This window comes from Nocardia wallacei (assembly GCF_014466955.1).
GTDB lineage: Bacteria > Actinomycetota > Actinomycetes > Mycobacteriales > Mycobacteriaceae > Nocardia > Nocardia wallacei.
On sequence record NZ_AP023396.1, the window covers coordinates 4,984,275 to 4,998,917 of the forward strand.

General features: G+C 69.6%; 17 protein-coding genes, 1 tRNA gene and 1 pseudogene. 11 read left to right on the forward strand and 8 right to left on the reverse strand.

Going from position 1 to position 14,643, the window contains the following annotated elements:
• Positions 1–90: 90 nt before the first annotated feature.
• The 5 genes from NWFMUON74_RS21915 (at position 91) to NWFMUON74_RS21935 (ending at position 4,245) form a co-directional block, all read left to right on the forward strand.
• Complete coding sequence (locus NWFMUON74_RS21915; RefSeq protein ID WP_187683708.1) at positions 91–780, forward strand: hypothetical protein; 690 nt, start codon at positions 91–93, stop codon at positions 778–780.
• Positions 777–1,814: a helix-turn-helix domain-containing protein gene (locus tag NWFMUON74_RS21920; protein WP_187683709.1), complete on the forward strand. Its 1,038-nt coding sequence runs from the start codon at positions 777–779 to the stop codon at positions 1,812–1,814. Before NWFMUON74_RS21915 ends, NWFMUON74_RS21920 begins: the two co-directional genes overlap by 4 nt.
• On the forward strand, positions 1,811–2,506 hold the full coding sequence (locus tag NWFMUON74_RS21925) for a hypothetical protein (RefSeq protein ID WP_187683710.1): 696 nt from the start codon (positions 1,811–1,813) through the stop codon (positions 2,504–2,506). The genes NWFMUON74_RS21920 and NWFMUON74_RS21925 overlap by 4 nt, the downstream gene beginning before the upstream one ends.
• Before the next feature lie 210 nt (positions 2,507–2,716).
• Complete coding sequence (locus NWFMUON74_RS21930; protein ID WP_187683711.1) at positions 2,717–2,938, forward strand: helix-turn-helix transcriptional regulator; 222 nt, start codon at positions 2,717–2,719, stop codon at positions 2,936–2,938.
• Positions 2,939–3,261: 323 nt separating this feature from the next.
• Complete coding sequence (locus tag NWFMUON74_RS21935) at positions 3,262–4,245, forward strand: tyrosine-type recombinase/integrase (RefSeq protein WP_232110507.1); 984 nt, start codon at positions 3,262–3,264, stop codon at positions 4,243–4,245.
• Between the two features lie 40 nt (positions 4,246–4,285).
• On the opposite strand, the gene NWFMUON74_RS21940 is transcribed toward NWFMUON74_RS21935, so the two are convergent.
• The 3 genes from NWFMUON74_RS21940 to NWFMUON74_RS36620 all read right to left on the reverse strand — a co-directional run bounded on the left by NWFMUON74_RS21940 (position 4,286) and on the right by NWFMUON74_RS36620 (position 5,560).
• Positions 4,286–4,359 (reverse strand) — tRNA-Pro (locus NWFMUON74_RS21940).
• A 77-nt stretch (positions 4,360–4,436) separates the two neighbouring features.
• Entirely contained in the window at positions 4,437–5,438 is a 1,002-nt protein-coding gene (locus NWFMUON74_RS21945; protein ID WP_197986893.1) for a zinc-binding dehydrogenase, read from the reverse strand.
• Positions 5,435–5,560, reverse strand: coding sequence for a hypothetical protein (locus tag NWFMUON74_RS36620; RefSeq protein ID WP_269475288.1), 126 nt, complete (start codon positions 5,558–5,560; stop codon positions 5,435–5,437). Before NWFMUON74_RS36620 ends, NWFMUON74_RS21945 begins: the two co-directional genes overlap by 4 nt.
• A 155-nt stretch (positions 5,561–5,715) precedes the next feature.
• On the opposite strand from NWFMUON74_RS36620, the gene NWFMUON74_RS21950 reads away from it, so the two are divergent.
• From NWFMUON74_RS21950 to NWFMUON74_RS21960, 3 genes and pseudogenes are all read left to right on the forward strand, one after another.
• The gene (locus tag NWFMUON74_RS21950) at positions 5,716–6,549 is read left to right on the forward strand and encodes a metalloregulator ArsR/SmtB family transcription factor (protein ID WP_187683713.1); all 834 of its coding nucleotides are present in this window, start codon (positions 5,716–5,718) and stop codon (positions 6,547–6,549) included.
• Positions 6,546–7,145 (forward strand): dihydrofolate reductase family protein, encoded by a 600-nt coding sequence (locus NWFMUON74_RS21955; protein WP_187683714.1) that lies wholly within the window; start codon positions 6,546–6,548, stop codon positions 7,143–7,145. The genes NWFMUON74_RS21950 and NWFMUON74_RS21955 overlap by 4 nt, the downstream gene beginning before the upstream one ends.
• Positions 7,146–7,219: 74 nt before the next feature.
• Positions 7,220–8,110, forward strand: a pseudogene (locus tag NWFMUON74_RS21960) (alpha/beta fold hydrolase).
• Positions 8,111–8,126: 16 nt separating this feature from the next.
• Here the strand turns inward: NWFMUON74_RS21960 and NWFMUON74_RS21965 are convergent.
• Together NWFMUON74_RS21965 and NWFMUON74_RS21970 are read right to left on the reverse strand one after the other, a co-directional pair.
• Positions 8,127–9,092, reverse strand: coding sequence for an alpha/beta hydrolase (locus NWFMUON74_RS21965; RefSeq protein ID WP_187683715.1), 966 nt, complete (start codon positions 9,090–9,092; stop codon positions 8,127–8,129).
• 90 nt (positions 9,093–9,182) lie between these two features.
• Positions 9,183–10,190, reverse strand: a complete 1,008-nt coding sequence (locus NWFMUON74_RS21970; RefSeq protein WP_187683716.1) for a GlxA family transcriptional regulator — start codon at positions 10,188–10,190, stop codon at positions 9,183–9,185.
• A 78-nt stretch (positions 10,191–10,268) separates the two neighbouring features.
• On the opposite strand from NWFMUON74_RS21970, the gene NWFMUON74_RS21975 reads away from it, so the two are divergent.
• Positions 10,269–10,874: a TetR/AcrR family transcriptional regulator gene (locus NWFMUON74_RS21975; RefSeq protein ID WP_187683717.1), complete on the forward strand. Its 606-nt coding sequence runs from the start codon at positions 10,269–10,271 to the stop codon at positions 10,872–10,874.
• Between the two features lie 4 nt (positions 10,875–10,878).
• On the opposite strand, the gene NWFMUON74_RS21980 is transcribed toward NWFMUON74_RS21975, so the two are convergent.
• Entirely contained in the window at positions 10,879–11,514 is a 636-nt protein-coding gene (locus tag NWFMUON74_RS21980; RefSeq protein ID WP_187683718.1) for an HD domain-containing protein, read from the reverse strand.
• A 71-nt stretch (positions 11,515–11,585) separates the two neighbouring features.
• Here NWFMUON74_RS21980 and NWFMUON74_RS21985 point away from each other — a divergent pair, with 71 nt between their 5' ends.
• The gene (locus NWFMUON74_RS21985; RefSeq protein WP_187683719.1) at positions 11,586–12,551 is read left to right on the forward strand and encodes a GlxA family transcriptional regulator; all 966 of its coding nucleotides are present in this window, start codon (positions 11,586–11,588) and stop codon (positions 12,549–12,551) included.
• On the opposite strand, the gene NWFMUON74_RS21990 is transcribed toward NWFMUON74_RS21985, so the two are convergent.
• On the reverse strand, positions 12,548–13,057 hold the full coding sequence (locus tag NWFMUON74_RS21990) for an SRPBCC family protein (RefSeq protein ID WP_187683720.1): 510 nt from the start codon (positions 13,055–13,057) through the stop codon (positions 12,548–12,550). The genes NWFMUON74_RS21985 and NWFMUON74_RS21990 overlap by 4 nt on opposite strands.
• Positions 13,054–13,419 carry a metalloregulator ArsR/SmtB family transcription factor gene (locus tag NWFMUON74_RS21995; RefSeq protein ID WP_187683721.1) on the reverse strand — a complete coding sequence of 122 codons (366 nt, stop codon included), beginning with the start codon at positions 13,417–13,419 and terminating at the stop codon, positions 13,054–13,056. Before NWFMUON74_RS21995 ends, NWFMUON74_RS21990 begins: the two co-directional genes overlap by 4 nt.
• 96 nt (positions 13,420–13,515) lie before the next feature.
• Here NWFMUON74_RS21995 and NWFMUON74_RS22000 point away from each other — a divergent pair, with 96 nt between their 5' ends.
• On the forward strand, positions 13,516–14,640 hold the full coding sequence (locus NWFMUON74_RS22000) for an epoxide hydrolase family protein (protein ID WP_187689332.1): 1,125 nt from the start codon (positions 13,516–13,518) through the stop codon (positions 14,638–14,640).
• The last annotated feature ends 3 nt before the right edge of the window (positions 14,641–14,643 follow it).

A 14,643-nucleotide genomic window follows, 5' to 3' on the forward strand; every position in this document is an offset into this window, starting at 1 on the left:
CAACGCTGCGGATCGGGGGCGGTCGCGATGACCCAAACACCGGAGCGTCAGGGGAACGAGCGGTTGCGGCGTGCGTTGTTTGATGCGCGTATGACACCTGAGCAGCTCGCGGCGAGGCTCGAGGTCGATCCGAAGACCGTGCAGCGGTGGATCTCCACCGGCCGGGTGCCCTACCCGCGCCATCAGTTCGCGGTCGCGGCCGCGGTGGGGGTGCGGGAGGTCGAGCTGTGGCCGAACGCGCGAGTCACCGCGTCGGAGGAACTGCGCCGCGCTATCGACTACCGGCGTGCGGAGTCGTCGACTCCGGAGGCGTCGCCGTATGTGCGGGAACAGCTCGACCGCGCGGGATTGTCGGTGGAGGAACTCGCGCAGCGCGCCCAGGTAGACCCCAGGGTCGTGCAGGACTGGGCTACCGGCGCGGGACGGCTGTCCGACCGGGCAGCGATCCGCAATGCCCTGGACACCGAGCGCGGATCGGCGGGCGAGTTTCGTAACACCACGGCCTCCCCGGCGGGCGGCGGTTACGAAACTTCCGCACGGGATGCGAAGGCGCGGATGCGGGCGTTGATGTCCTGGGTCGACCAGAACGCACCGGTCAAGGAACGCGAGATCCACAGTCCCGCACCGGAATCGCCGTCGTGGCGTCTCGCGACCGAGGCCGATTACCCGCATCCCGGACTTCGGCTGTCGGCCCGGATTCTCGACCACTCGGACCGTGGCAACGAGCGCGGTTCCGCGCCGAACGTCACGAAACTCACCGATCGGAGGCGCAGCCGATGACCGATGACCACAAAGGACGAGGCGGGACCGTCAGCGGCCGCACCGCCGCCGACCGCGACCGCATCATCGCTGGGTTGTGGGAGGACGGTAAGGGCTACCGCGCCATCGCCTCCACGCTGGGCGTCACCGCCCGGCAGGTCGAAACCGTCCTCGGGCACGTCGCCGTGCTGCGCGGGGCTGGTCATTCGGATGCCGAGATCGGCCGCCGTGTGGGTCTGCCGCGTAGCAGCGTGCAGCGGTTGCGCGGCAGCGCGGCCCCGGTGTCGACCGAGCGGAAGTCGACCGCGGTGACCGCGCTGGCGCAGATGGGCGGCATGCAGCTCGACGTCCTCGGCTGGTTCCTCGGAACTGACCGTAAACGCACCTACCTGCTGGTCCGCCAGCTGCGCAAGGACAAGGTGGTCCGGGACCTGGAAAAGGTTGTGGCAGGGGACAAGTGGGTGATCCCGACCAGGGTGACCGCGTCGCGGCATCTGGGGTTTCCGGTGCGGGAGTGGCGGCCGTCGCCGGACAAGGCCGCGCACCATCGCGCGGTCGCGCAGGCGCGGATCATGCTCGTCGGCACCGACCTGGAGCGCTGGATCTCCGAACGGGTGCTGTGGCACCGCGCGGGCGCGGCGGCGGCCGCCTCGCGCGGCGGGCGGGGCCGCACAGAGGTCCCGCACATCCATGACGGCCGGTTCCTCGGTGACGTCGACGGCGTACACGGCTGGTGGGCCGTCGAGGTCGAACTGTCCCGCAAGTCCAGCACGGCAATGGATGTCGCGTTGCAGGGCGCTATCCGGGCTGCTGCGCGCCCGGACGAGCCGGAAACGATGGTCGGGCTGGTCTACCTGTGCCGGTCGGCGCAAGTCCTCGACGGCGTGAACGCGGCCGTGGAGCGACTGCCGGCCGAATTGGCGCGGCTGCTGCCCCGCATCGCCATCGGTGACTTCGATGACGAATGGACCCAGTTCCTCGCCGACCGCAACGCGGCCAAAGCCGCGAAACGCCGCCGCCGCAACCACATTCACCTCACCGGGGAGGCATCATGACCCGACTCACCGACCGCGAACTCCACGCGCTCATCGCGCTCGCCGAAATGCGCGGCATGCAACTCGACGTCCTGGCCGAGTTCCTCGGCATCGGCCTCAAGGAGGCGTACCGGATCGCCCGGCGCCTGCGTTCGGCGGGCAAGGTCCACCCGCTTGTTGAGGTCCTCGCCGGACCGAAATGGGTGGTGCCGACCCGCGCCGCCGCGACGTGGGCGCTGGGCTGGCGGCCGAGTGACTGGCGGCCCTCGCCGATGTGGGCGCACCACTGTCGCATGGTCGCGCGGACCCGTGTCGCGCTCGGTGCGTGCGGGCGACAGGACTGGGACTCCGAACGGATGCTGCGACACCACAACGCACCGGGACCGCGCTTCTACCCCTACGACGGGTGCCTGCTGCGCGATGACCGGTGCGTCGCGGTCAAGGTCGACACCAGTCGGCACCTGACCACACACCAACTCGCACGCCGCTTGCGCACCGCTGCGCACCACGCCCGCATCGACCGGTGCGCAGAACTGCTCTACGTCTGCGACGGCCAGACACCACCCGACACCGTGCGCACCACCGCGCGACACACCCTGTCGGACATGCCCGACCTGCGGTTTAACGCCCTCCGCTTCGCCGACCTCACCCGGCACCCCGACCTCGGGCAGACCGGAACGCTCATCGACGCGACAACCCGATTCGGACGGTGACACATCATGCGACACCAACCCGAAACCGAACGCACCGGGAACGACACCTACGCACCAGACGCGACGGCCGGTGCGCACTACCCGACACCCGATGCGCACAACCCGACACTCCGTGCGCACGACCCGACACCCGGTGCGCACCACTCGGCAAGTTGCGCACTGCGCACCGCCACCACGCGACACCCCGAACCCACGGATAGGACTTTCACGATGGACACCGACCGTACTCGGTTGCTTGCCACCGACTGGTACACGACGGAGGAGATCGCGGTCGTGCTGAAGGTCGACCCATCGAGTCTTCGGCGCTGGCGTACGGCTAGCCCGCCGCAGGGGCCGCCGTTCGTGACGCTTTCCGATCGGACTACTCGCTACAGCGGTGCTGACGTCCTGGAGTACCTGGACAGCAAGCGCGTCGACCCGAGGGTTGCGTGATGGACGGCCGGGTGGACGCGGTTCCGCTCGGCGTATCGGTCACCGGCTACGTCGAGCTTCGCGGTAAGGCGGGTCGGTGCCGAGCGCGGGTGCGGTGGACCGATCCGGCTACCAAGCGGCGTGATTCGAAATCGGAGTCATTCGCGACCGAGGGCGAAGCGCGGGCTTGGATCGAACATATCGAGCAGGCCGCCGCCCGCGGAGTCCATCCGAAGACGGCCGGTGCCACGCTGGCCGAATACGGAAATGCCCACTGGGACATCGCGATGAGTGGGACTGAGCCGAAGACGCTGGATGTGTACGGACCCGGCTGGCGGTTGCGGGTGGTGAAGTCCCTGGGTCACTTGCCGCTCACGATGGTGACGACAGGTGTTGTGGACCGGGCCGTCACGAAATGGATCAAGGCCGGGTGCAGCGAATCGACCATCAAGAACACGCTCGCAGCGTTGGCACGGGTCCTCGACCAGGCGGTACGAGACGAAATTCTCGACCGGAACCGGGTCAACGTCACCGGCTGGCAACGGCAGCTCGTGAAGACCGAGGATGAGATCGATGACCCGCGTGCCCTCGCGTTGCCGGACTGGGACGCGCTACAGCAGCTGTCGAAGGGGCTCGTGGCAGCATCGGCCGGCACTTATCAGGGCTGGGGTGATGCGGTCGAGTTCGCGGCGTGCACCGCCAGCCGGATCGGCGAGGTATCGGGTTGCCGTATTCGTGACATCGACACGGATACGTGGATCTGGACCCTGCGGCGCCAGACCACGCCAGGCCCTGGCGGGATGCAGGACAAGCGGACGAAAGGCAAACGGGCACGGTCAGTTCCGCTGATCGAGGAGATACGACCGTTGATCCTCCGGCGGATCAGCTACGCCCGCGAGCGGGTGGCCTCGGACCCGTCGCTGCGGGACGCGAGTGCGGAGGAGCGCCGCGAGGCCCTGTTGGACGCGCGGCTGTTCGTTGGTCCGCGCGGCGGTCGGATTGCCACCGGCGTACTCCGGGACGCGACCCATTGGGATGAGGTCGTAACGAAGCTCGGCTACGAGCATCTTCGACGTCACGACCTGCGGCACACCGGACTCACCTGGTTCGCCGACGCCGGAGTACCACTGCACCGGCTCCAAGCAATCGCGGGGCACACCGATCCGCGAATCACGCAGCGGTACTTGCATCCCAACATCAAATCTCTTCAGGGCGACGGGCAGCGGGTGTCGCGATTCCTCACGAACGGGCCCGAAGGACCGGAGTACCCGCCGGATACGCCGAGTGGCCCCAGATTGGCCCCAAGGCTCCGGATAGTCCGGCAATGAAAAATCCCCTCCGACGCAGGTCGGAGGGGATTTCTTTCTGTCGGGCTGACAGGATTTGAACCTGCGACCACCTGACCCCCAGTCAGGTGCGCTACCAAGCTGCGCCACAGCCCGTTGCGCTCGCTCTCGCGAGTGCTCGATGAGATTACCTCAGGACCCCCTGGTGTCACCAAATCGGCGTGGTGGTGGGGTCAGTCGAAGGTTTGGACCAGCTTGCCTCGGGTGTGGCGGGTGGCGAGTTCGGTGAGGGCGGCGGGGACTTCGTCGAGGGTGACGGTCTTGGTCACCATGGGGTCGAGGTCTTCTTCGGCGACGAGGGCGAGGAGGTCGCCGAGCATGATGGCGAGGTCGGCGCGGGCGCGGTGGTCGCCGTAGCCGTGGGCGGCGCCGAGGGCGATCTCGTGGACGGACGGGGCGAGGGTGAACGGGGGGACGGCGGCGAGGTCGGGGCGGCCGGCGACCGCGGCGAGACCGCCGCCGTGGACCAGCAGGGCGAGGTGGGCGGTGGCGGAGGCGGGGCTGATGGTGTCGACGACGCGGTCCACGCCGCGCCCGTCGGTCAGTTCGCGGACCCGAGCGGGCACGTCTTCGGTGCGGTAGTCGATGACGTCGGTCGCGCCCAGGTAGCGGACGTGATCGGCGTTGTGGGCGGAGGCGGTGGTGATGACGCGGGCTCCGGCCCACGAGGCGAGTTGGACGGCGAATCCGCCGACCCCGCCGGCGCCGCCGGTGACGAGCACCGTATCGCCGCCGGCGACCTGTAATCGCCGAAATACGGCTTGGTAGGCGGCCATTCCCGCGCAGGGCAGGGCGGCCGCGGAGGCCGAGTCGACGGAATCGGGGATCAGGGCCACGGTGAGGACGTCGGCCAGGGCGTATTCGGCGAGGCCGCCGGGGCGGCGCAGGTCGCCGTGGTAGGCGACGCGCTGGCCCGGGTGGACGGCCGTCACGTCCTCCCCCACCGCGTCGACGGTGCCGGCGACGTCCAGGCCGAGGACGTGCGGCCACGTCCAGTCGAGATGGCCGGCGGCGGCGACCTGGTAGTCGACCGGGTTGAGGCCGCACGCCTCCACCCGGACCCGCACCTGACCCGGACCCGGCTCGGGCACAGGCACTTCGGCGAGACGCAGCGTGTCGGGAGGGCCCGGACGATCCAATACGAGGGCGCGCATGGCCGTACCGGGCGTGCTCACACCACCGCCCGGTCGCTGTCCCGGCGCGGGCCGGTCCCGCGGGTGTTGCGCGGCGGCATCACCGCAGGTGCGGACCGGTGCGGCAGCTCGGCGGACGCGGGCGGCAGCGGAGGCTCGGACACGGGATTCCTTTCCACGGTTGATCCGTCAGCAAGCCTAGACAATTCCTCCGACGATTCACCGAACCCGCAGCTCGAAGCCTTGTTTGGCCGCCACGGACAGGGGGGTTCAAAATATTCCTTGACACGAATATTCTTCATAGTGAATACTTTCTGCCATGGAGCAGATCGCATCAGCACTCGGAGACGGCGCCCGGTGGCGCATAGTCGAGCTCCTCGCCGAGCGACCCCGGTCCGTCGGCGAGCTCGCCGAACTCACCGGGCTGCGCCAGCCGCAGACCACCAAGCACCTGCAGACGCTCGGTCGCGCGGGCCTGGTCTCGGTCACCCCCCTGGGCCAGCGCCGCATCTGGGCGGCGGAGGCGGCGCCGCTGCGTTCCTTCGAGGAGCGGCTGCGGGAGCTGATCGACACCGTCGAGGCGAATGCCGGTGAGCGCGATGTCCTGGCCCGCTACCACGCCGCCATCGAAGCGGAAACCGCTCGCGCGCAACAGGATCGCTGGGCCGACGAGCGCACGTTCGCCTTCGACCGCGTCTTCCCCGCGCCGCGCAAGGTCCTCTGGCGGCACTGGGCGGAGCCCGACCTGCTCGCGTCCTGGTGGGCTCCCCCGTCGATGACCATCGTCGACTGCGAGATCGACCCGGAGCCGGGCGGTCGCGTGGTTCTCGACTATCGCGACGCCGAGGGACGTTACCGCTCGGAGGGACAGGTCCGCGACGCGACGCCGCCTGACCACCTCGCGTTCGATCTCGCGGTCCTGGACCCGAGCGGCGCGGTCTCGTTCACCGGCCATTACGACCTGGCCTTCACCGATGTCCCCGAAGGCACCCGGCTGCGGCTGGACCTGCGAATCACCGATACGGCCGTCGAGGCCGTCCCCTTCATCGCCGGTATCGAAACCGGTTGGGGTCAAGTCCTCGACAAGCTCGCCGACGCAGTCGGCACCCCCCGAAGCAAGACAACCGACACACCGAAGGAAGCACAGTCATGAGCAACTCGACCGACCGCAAGGTGACCGCCAATATCGCCCTGACCCTGGACGGCCGCTACAGCGGCCCCGGCGGGCCCGGCGACATGGGCGCGATCGTGCCCTACGCGGTCACCGAGGTGGCCCGCAACCATCTCACCCGCATCTGGGAGAACGCGACCACCGCGGTCCTCGGCCGGCTGAATGCCGAAGGGTTCCTGGGTTTCTGGCCCACGGTCGCCGCCGACGACAATGCCGATCCGCGAGACCGCGGGTACGCGAAGTGGCTGGTCGACACGGAGAAGGTGGTCCTGTCCACCACCTTGACCGAGGCGCCATGGGAGCGCACCCGGATCGTGAACGCGCCGGCCGCCGAGGTCATTACCGAGCTGAAGGCCAGCGGCTCGGGCGACATCCTGGTCAATACCAGTGCCAGCATCATCAAGCCGCTGCTCGCGGCCGATCTGATCGACCGCCTCTACCTCATCGTCACCCCGGAGATCGCGGGCGGCGGAGCGCGGCTGTTCGACGACGGCCTGCCTGGCACGAAATGGGCACTGGCACAACAGGAGACCGGCGACCTCGGCGAGATCGCCGTGGTCTACGACCGTGTCCGCTGAGTGGCGGTCACGCTCGCGCACGGGAGGGATGATCTTCCCCTGCGCGAGCGGCCGCACTCACGCATACTCCCCGTATGTCGGACTACGACGAGTTCGGGTTGTTCGCCGAGAACGCGGCCGAGGCGGGACTCCCCTGGACCGGACCCCCGCGAGTGCGACGGGTCGCGATCGATATCGGCTCCGGACGCCGGATCAGTGGCCTGCGGTGGGGGGACGGCGAGCCGGAGCTGGTGCTGCTGCACGGCGGCGCGCAGAACGCGCACACCTGGGACACGGTGGCACTGGCGCTGCGCCGTCCGCTACTCGCGCTGGATCTGCCGGGCCACGGCCACTCCGATTGGTGAAGCGACCATCTCTACACCCCGCAGCTGCTGGCGGAGGCGGTCGCGACCGCTGTAGCGGCCGCAGCGCCCCGGGCCGCGGCGGTGGTCGGCATGTCACTGGGCGGGCTGACCGCGTTGCGGCTGGCCGCCCGCCATCCGGACCTGGTGCGGCGGCTGGTCGTCGTGGACGCCACGCCGGGTGCGGGCGACCATCCGGGCAAGACGGCGGCCGTGGTCGCATTCGTCCAGGGCCCAGCGGATTTCGTGTCGTTCGAGGAAATTCTCGAGCGCACCGTCGAGCACAATCCGGGACGCTCCGTCTCGTCGCTGCGCCGTGGCATCCTGCACAACGCGCGGCAGCGCGAGGACGGCCGCTGGGTCTGGCGATACGACCGGCTCCGCCCCACGGCGGACGGCTCGTTCGACCTCACGGCACTGTGGGACGACGTCTCGGCCGTACGCGCGCCGCTGCTGCTGGTGCGCGGTGAGCGCTCGCCGGTCGTGGACGACGCCGACGTGGCGGAACTGCTCCGCCGGCAACCGGCCGCGCGGGTCGCGGTGGTCGAGGGAGCCGGGCATTCGGTGCAGGGCGACCGCCCGATCGAATTGGCCCGGCTCATCGACGATTTCACCGCCGGCTGACCCGGCCCGCCACGGACTACTCCGCGTACAGCGCGGCGCGCAGGGCCGCGACGGCTTGCGCCACAGCGGCTTTGGCGGCCTGGGTGTCGTGCATCGAGTTGACCATGACGAAGTCGTGGATGATGCCGCCGTAGCGGGTCTGCGTCACGGGGACGCCCGCGGCGCGGAGTTTGCCCGCGAACGCCTCACCCTCGTCGCGCAGCACATCGGCCTCGGCGGTGATCACCACCGCGGGCGGCAGCCCGGCCAGCTGCTCGGTGGTGGCGCGCAACGGCGACGCGGTGATCTGCGCGCGGTCCGCCGCGCTGGTGGTGTACTGGTCCCAGAACCATTGCATGCCTTCGCGAGTCAGGAAGTACCCGGTCGCGAACCGGTGGTAGGACTCGGTGTCGAACCCGGCGTCGGTGACCGGATAGAACAGCACCTGCTGGCGGAACGAGACGTCACCGCGCTCCTTGGCCATGAGGGTCAGCGCGATGGCCATATTGCCACCGACCGAGTCGCCCGCGACCGCGAGCCGGGCCGGGTCGAGCCGCTTGTCGGCGCCGTGCGTGGTGACCCACTGGGCGACGCGGTAGGACTGCTCGTTGGCCACCGGATAGCGGACGTCCGGCGAGCGGTCGTACTCGGGGAACACGACGGCCGCGTGCACGCCGACCGCGAGGTCCCGCACCAGCCGGTCGTGGGTGTGCGCGTCGCCGAAAACCCAACCGGCACCGTGGGTGTAGAGAATCACGGGCAGCGTTTCGGTGGCGCCCTGGGGCCGCACGATCCGGACCCGCACCGAGCCGGTGGGACCGCCCTCGACGGTGATCCACTCCTCGTCGATCTCGGGCTTGAATATGGGCGAGTCCTGCACCGAGTCCACGGCCTTACGCCCCTCTTCCGGCGGCAGCTGATAGAGGAACGGGGGCTGCGAGGTCGCGTCGACGAACTCCTGCGCCGCCTGCTCCAGCGAGATTCCCAAGGGGTTACCTGTCATCGTCGTTCCTTTTCGGTCGTCGGGTCGACGTCGAGTCTGGCCCGGAGCACCGGCCGCGCGCCCCTCCCCACGGGACGTGAAAACCCCCGTTCAGGACACCGCGGCCACGACGGGCGCACCGCCCCCGGACGCCGACCCGGTCGACCGGAACCGCTGCTGGTACTTGCGGGGCGAGATGCCGAGCCGGGCCACGAACGCCCGCCGCAACGCCTCGCTGTTACCGTAACCGGCGATCATCGCGGCCTCGGTCACGCTGCGCCCGGCGTGCAGCATGTCGCGGGCGACGCCGAATCGGATGAACGCCACGTACTCCGCGGGCGAATGCTCCAACTCGGTGCGGAACAAGCGAGTCAGATGCCGCACGCTGACCTGGGCGTGCGCGGCCAAGGTCTGCACCGTGTGCGGGAAGGCCGGATCGGCACAGATCAGGTCGACGGCCTTGCGGACCAGCGGGCTGCGCGGCACCGGCCCGGTCAGCGACGCCGAGAACTGCGACTGGCCGCCGCCGCGCTGCATGTACACCACCATCAGCTGTGCGACCCGCCGTGCCACGTCGGCGCCGTAATCCTCCTCCACCAGCGCGAGTGCCAGATCCACACCGGCCGCGACGCCCGCCGAGCTGTAGAGGTTGCCGTCGCGGACGAAGATCGCGTCCGCGTCCACCGTCACCTCGGGATAGCGCCGCCCGAGGTCGGCCGCGAACTTCCAGTGTGTGGTGGCACGCCGGCCGTCGAGCAGCCCGAGTTCGGCGAGTACGAAGGCGCCGCTGCATATCGAGGCGAGCCGGCGCGTATTCCACGACAGGTGCCGCGCCGCCGCGAGCACCTCGGGTGTCATGAATTTGGCCGGTGGCAGCTCGCTGCCCGGGATGACGACGGTGTCGAATCGGCCCGACTCGCCGGCCGCACCGCTCACCTCGATCCGGGCCCCGATCGAGGTCTGCACATTCGCCCCGTCGGCCGAGAGCAAGACCACGTCGTAGCCGGGAGCGGCCTGATTCGCCTCCACGAAGACCTCCGCCGGGCCCACGAAGTCGAACATCTTCACACCGTCGAAGACCAGGATGCCGACGCGGCGGCGGAGGGAGTCGGTTGACATGACCACCATCATTCTGGAGGCACGCCTCCAGAACAAGTGGTGTGGGCTGTCTCGCATCGCGATTGCTACGGTGAGCGCATGGGACGGCCGCGACAGTTCGACAAGTCGAGCCTGCTCGACGCCGCGGCCGACCTGTTCTGGACGCAGGGTTTCGACGACACCTCGGTGGAGGACGTCTCGCGGGCCACCGGTGTCGGCAACGGCAGCATCTACGCCGCCTACGGCAACAAGCGCGGCCTGTTCCTCGCCGCGTTCGAGCGCTACTGCGAGCACCGCGCCCGGTTCGTGCGCCAGGTCGTGATGTCCGCGCCCGGCTCCGCCCGCGACGCGGTGCGCGCGCTGCTCGCCGCGATCGTCGACGACTGTGCGGCACAACCGGATCGGCGCGGCTGCCTGATGCTCAACAGCATCGCCCAGCTCGGCACCCGCATGCCCGACGTGGTCGCGATCGGCGCCCGGACCACCGCGGCCATGGAGCACGGCGTCGCCGAACGGCTGCGCCGCAGCGCCCGCCGCGACATGACGGAGTCCGATCTCGCGGCACACAGCGCCAACATCGTGGTGGTGGCGCAGGGCCTGATCCATCTGAGCCGCTTGGGAACTCCCCGGACGCGCCTGCTGGAAATCGCGGACGTGTCGGCCCGGACCCTACCCGGAGCCTGGGCTGATCGGGTGGCCCGCTGATCACCTAATCACCCCAGGGCCGCTGCCCGGCGACGCGGATCTCCAACCGCGTGCGGCCGGTGGCGTCGCGTTCGCCGCGGAACAGCTCGGCCATGGAGTAGATCGGCGCGGCGTCCGCGGATCGGCCACCGTGCGCGACGATGGCGTCGGTGAGCGCCCGCACCATGTGCTCTCGCGGATAGGCGGCGTGAATCTCGGCCAGCCGGTCCGCGGTGACGTCGGCGCGAAAGCCGATGTCCATCTTGCTGCCCTCGGCGGTGAGATAGGCCAGCAGGCCGCGGCGCTCGGCGATCCCGGGCGAGGTGTGCAGGGCGATGGCCTCCCAGACGCGGTCCACCGCGGCGGCCGGGACACCCGCGTCCGTAAGCACTCGCGCGGCGAGGTCGGCGCCTTCCACTTCGAATCGGGCCCGGCCCGGCGCGGCGGTTCCGGTCCCGAGGTCGTGCAGTACGGTCGCGGCGAACAGCAGATCACGATCGTATGCCGTATCTGTTTCCAGATGTTCGTGCCGCACAAGCAGTTCGGCGAACAGAAAGCTCCGAATGCTGTGGTTGGCGACCGGTTCGGACTCCTGTGCCCGCACGACGGCCAGCACGGTGTCGGCGAGTGGGCCGTCCGGTAGGGAGATCGAAAAACTCATGGCGGCAACGCTATTGGCGGGCCGCGCGCTACAGGAGTAGCCCGGGTGCCAATCGGCGCTAGGATCGGGCCGTGCCGGAAGGAGGGGGACGGCCGCGCGTCGCCGTGATCGCCGTACCCGACGTCGTGATGCTGGACCTCGCCATCCCGGTCGACGTGTTCGGCTCCGATCCGCGCTACGACGTGGTCGTGTGTGCGGCGACGCCGCGCGTGCCGACCGCGGCCGCGGGCTTGTGCTGCGAGACGCTCACCGGGCTGGATGCCGTCGAACAGGCCGATATCGCCGTCATCCCCGGTTGGGCGTCGTTCGATCGCCCGCCGCCGGACGCGGTGGTGGCCGCGGTACGCCGGGCGCACGCGGGCGGGACGCGGCTGCTGTCCATCTGCACCGGCGCTTTCACGCTGGCCGCCACCGGTCTGCTGGCGGGCCGTCCCGCGACCACCCACTGGCGCGCGGCGGCGCTGTTGCGCAGCCGGTACCCGGATGTCGACCTCCGGGCCGACCGGCTGTTCGTCGACGACGGCGACATCCTGACCTCGGCGGGCGTCACCAGCGGCGTGGACCTGTGTCTGCATGTGATCCGCGAGGACTTCGGCGCCGCGGCGGCCAACGAACGCGCCCGCGACCTCGTCGCCGCACCGATCCGGGAGGGCGGTCAGGCGCAGTACACCGAGCGGTTCCGCCCCGAACCCACCGCGACGACGCTCGCCGCGGTCCGGGAATGGATGTCGGCCACCCTGGACCAACGGCACACCCTCGACGAGTTGTCCCGGCGCGCCGGGCTTTCCCGGCGGACGTTCATCCGCCGATTCCGTGCGGAAACCGGCACGTCGGCACACGCCTGGCTGACCGCCGCGCGCATCGATCGCGCCCGGGAGCTGCTGGAGACAACGACGCTGCCCATCGATCGCATCGGCTATCGGGTCGGCCTGGGCAATCCCGCCAACACCCGCGCCGTGTTCCGCCGTCACGTCGGGATCGGTCCCCAGCAGTATCGGAGGATGTTCAGCGGCGGAGCGGTTTCCAGCGACCGCTAGCCGCGCGCCGCCAGATCCTCGTAGTACCCGGCCATCCCCGGAAAGTAGTCGGCGAAGTCGGGATGCGGCGTGCCGTCCCGGGCCGCGCCGAGCAGATCGAGGTAGTACTCCCAGCCGGGACCCACATGGCTGACCTGAGCGATCTCGTCCGCGGTGAGCAGATGGTGGACGAAACGCAACTCGGTGACGCCCCCGGACTCGGTGAGCTCGAGTTCCAGCCGCCACGCGCCGTAGTCGTCCACGGCCGAGACGCCGAGCCGGTGCGGCGGTTCGCAGGCGTCGATGTGCATGTCCATCCACGGCTGCTCCTCCTCGAAGGCCATCTGCACCTTGATGGTCCGGCCGGGGCCCGGCTCGCCGGTCCACGGACCGAACCACCGGGCGGTGCGGTCGGACTCGGTGACACTGGCCCACACATCATCGACCGGAGCGCGGTAGGTGCGGGTGAGGACCAGGTCGCGGCCCTGTTCGGCGGCCAGCAACCGGCCGGTGGGTTTCGGGGTCATGCGGTCTCCTCCTTGTGTGATTCGGCTGTGGTTCCGGTGGCGCGGCGCTCACGGCGGGTGCGGTACACCTCGGTCTCCAGCGCGTCGAGGTGCCGCGCCCAGCCCGGCGGCGACGCAAAACTCGTTATCCAGTCCGCGATTTCGGCGAGCGGCGCGGCGTCGAGCAGGTAGTACCGCTGCCTGCCGACCAGTTCGTCGTGCACCAGGCCGCTCTCGCGCAGCACCCGCAGGTGCCGGCTGACCGCGGGGCGGCTGATGTCGAACTGCTCGGCGATGGCGCCCGCCGTGAGCCGCTGCTCGCGCAGCAGTTCCAGGATTCGCCGCCGAACCGGGTCCGCGATCGCGCCCGCCACCTTGTCCACGCCCAAAGCGTAACCAACTGGTTACGGATTGTCGAGCCGAGATCCATGGCCCGCCGATGCCGCACCGCGCTCCCCCAGAATGGGACCATGACCGATATCGAACGTTTTCGGATCGACGTCCCCGATGACGTGCTCACCGACCTGCGCCGCCGCCTCACCGATACCCGCTGGCCCGAGGCCGAGTGCGTCGACGACTGGAGCCAGGGCATCCCGCTGGCCTACACCCGGGAGCTCGCCCACTACTGGGCCACCGAATACGATTGGCGGGCAACGGAATCGGCGCTCAACCAGTTCGATCAATACGTCACCGAAATCGACGGGCTGCCCATTCATTTCGTGCATCAGCGCTCGCCCCACCCCGACGCCTTTCCCCTGATCATTACGCACGGCTGGCCCGGCTCCATCGTCGAATTCGGCAAAATCATTGCGCCCCTGACGAATCCGACCGCACACGGCGGCCGCGCCGCGGACGCCTTCCACGTCGTCTGCCCCTCGCTGCCGGGGTACGGCTTCTCCGGGAAGCCGACCGGCACGGGGTGGAACGCGGCGCGCATCGCCGCGGCATGGGAGACCTTGATGACCCGGCTGGGCTACGATCGGTACGGCGCTCAGGGCGGCGACTGGGGCGCCGCGATCACGACGGAGATCGGCCGCAATGTGGGGCACTGCGTCGGGATCCACACCAATATGCCCATCGCCACCCCCACCGAGGGCGCGCTGCACGATCCCACCGAGGCCGAACGTGACGCGCTGGCCGCCCTGAAGTACTACCGGCGCTGGGATTGCGGGTACGCCAAACAGCAGTCCACCCGTCCGCAGACCATCGGCTACGGCCTGGTCGACTCACCGGTCGCGCTACTGGCCTGGATCGTGGAAAAATTCTGGTCGTGGACCGACTGCGACGGCCACCCCGAGAACGCCCTGACCCGAGACGAGATCCTCGACAATGTAACCCTGTACTGGATCACCGGCACCGGAGCCTCCGCCGCGCGCCTGTACTGGGAGAGCTCGGCCGCGTTCGGCCATGGTGCGCGCGTCGAAATCCCTACCGGCATAGCCTCTTTCCCGAAGGAAATCGGCCGCTCCCCGCGCTCCTGGTGCGAACCGAACTACCACATCACCCACTGGACCACGATGCCCCGCGGCGGACACTTCGCCGCCTTCGAACAACCGGACCTCTTCACCACCGACCTGCGCGCCTTCTTCGCCACCGTCCGCTGACGG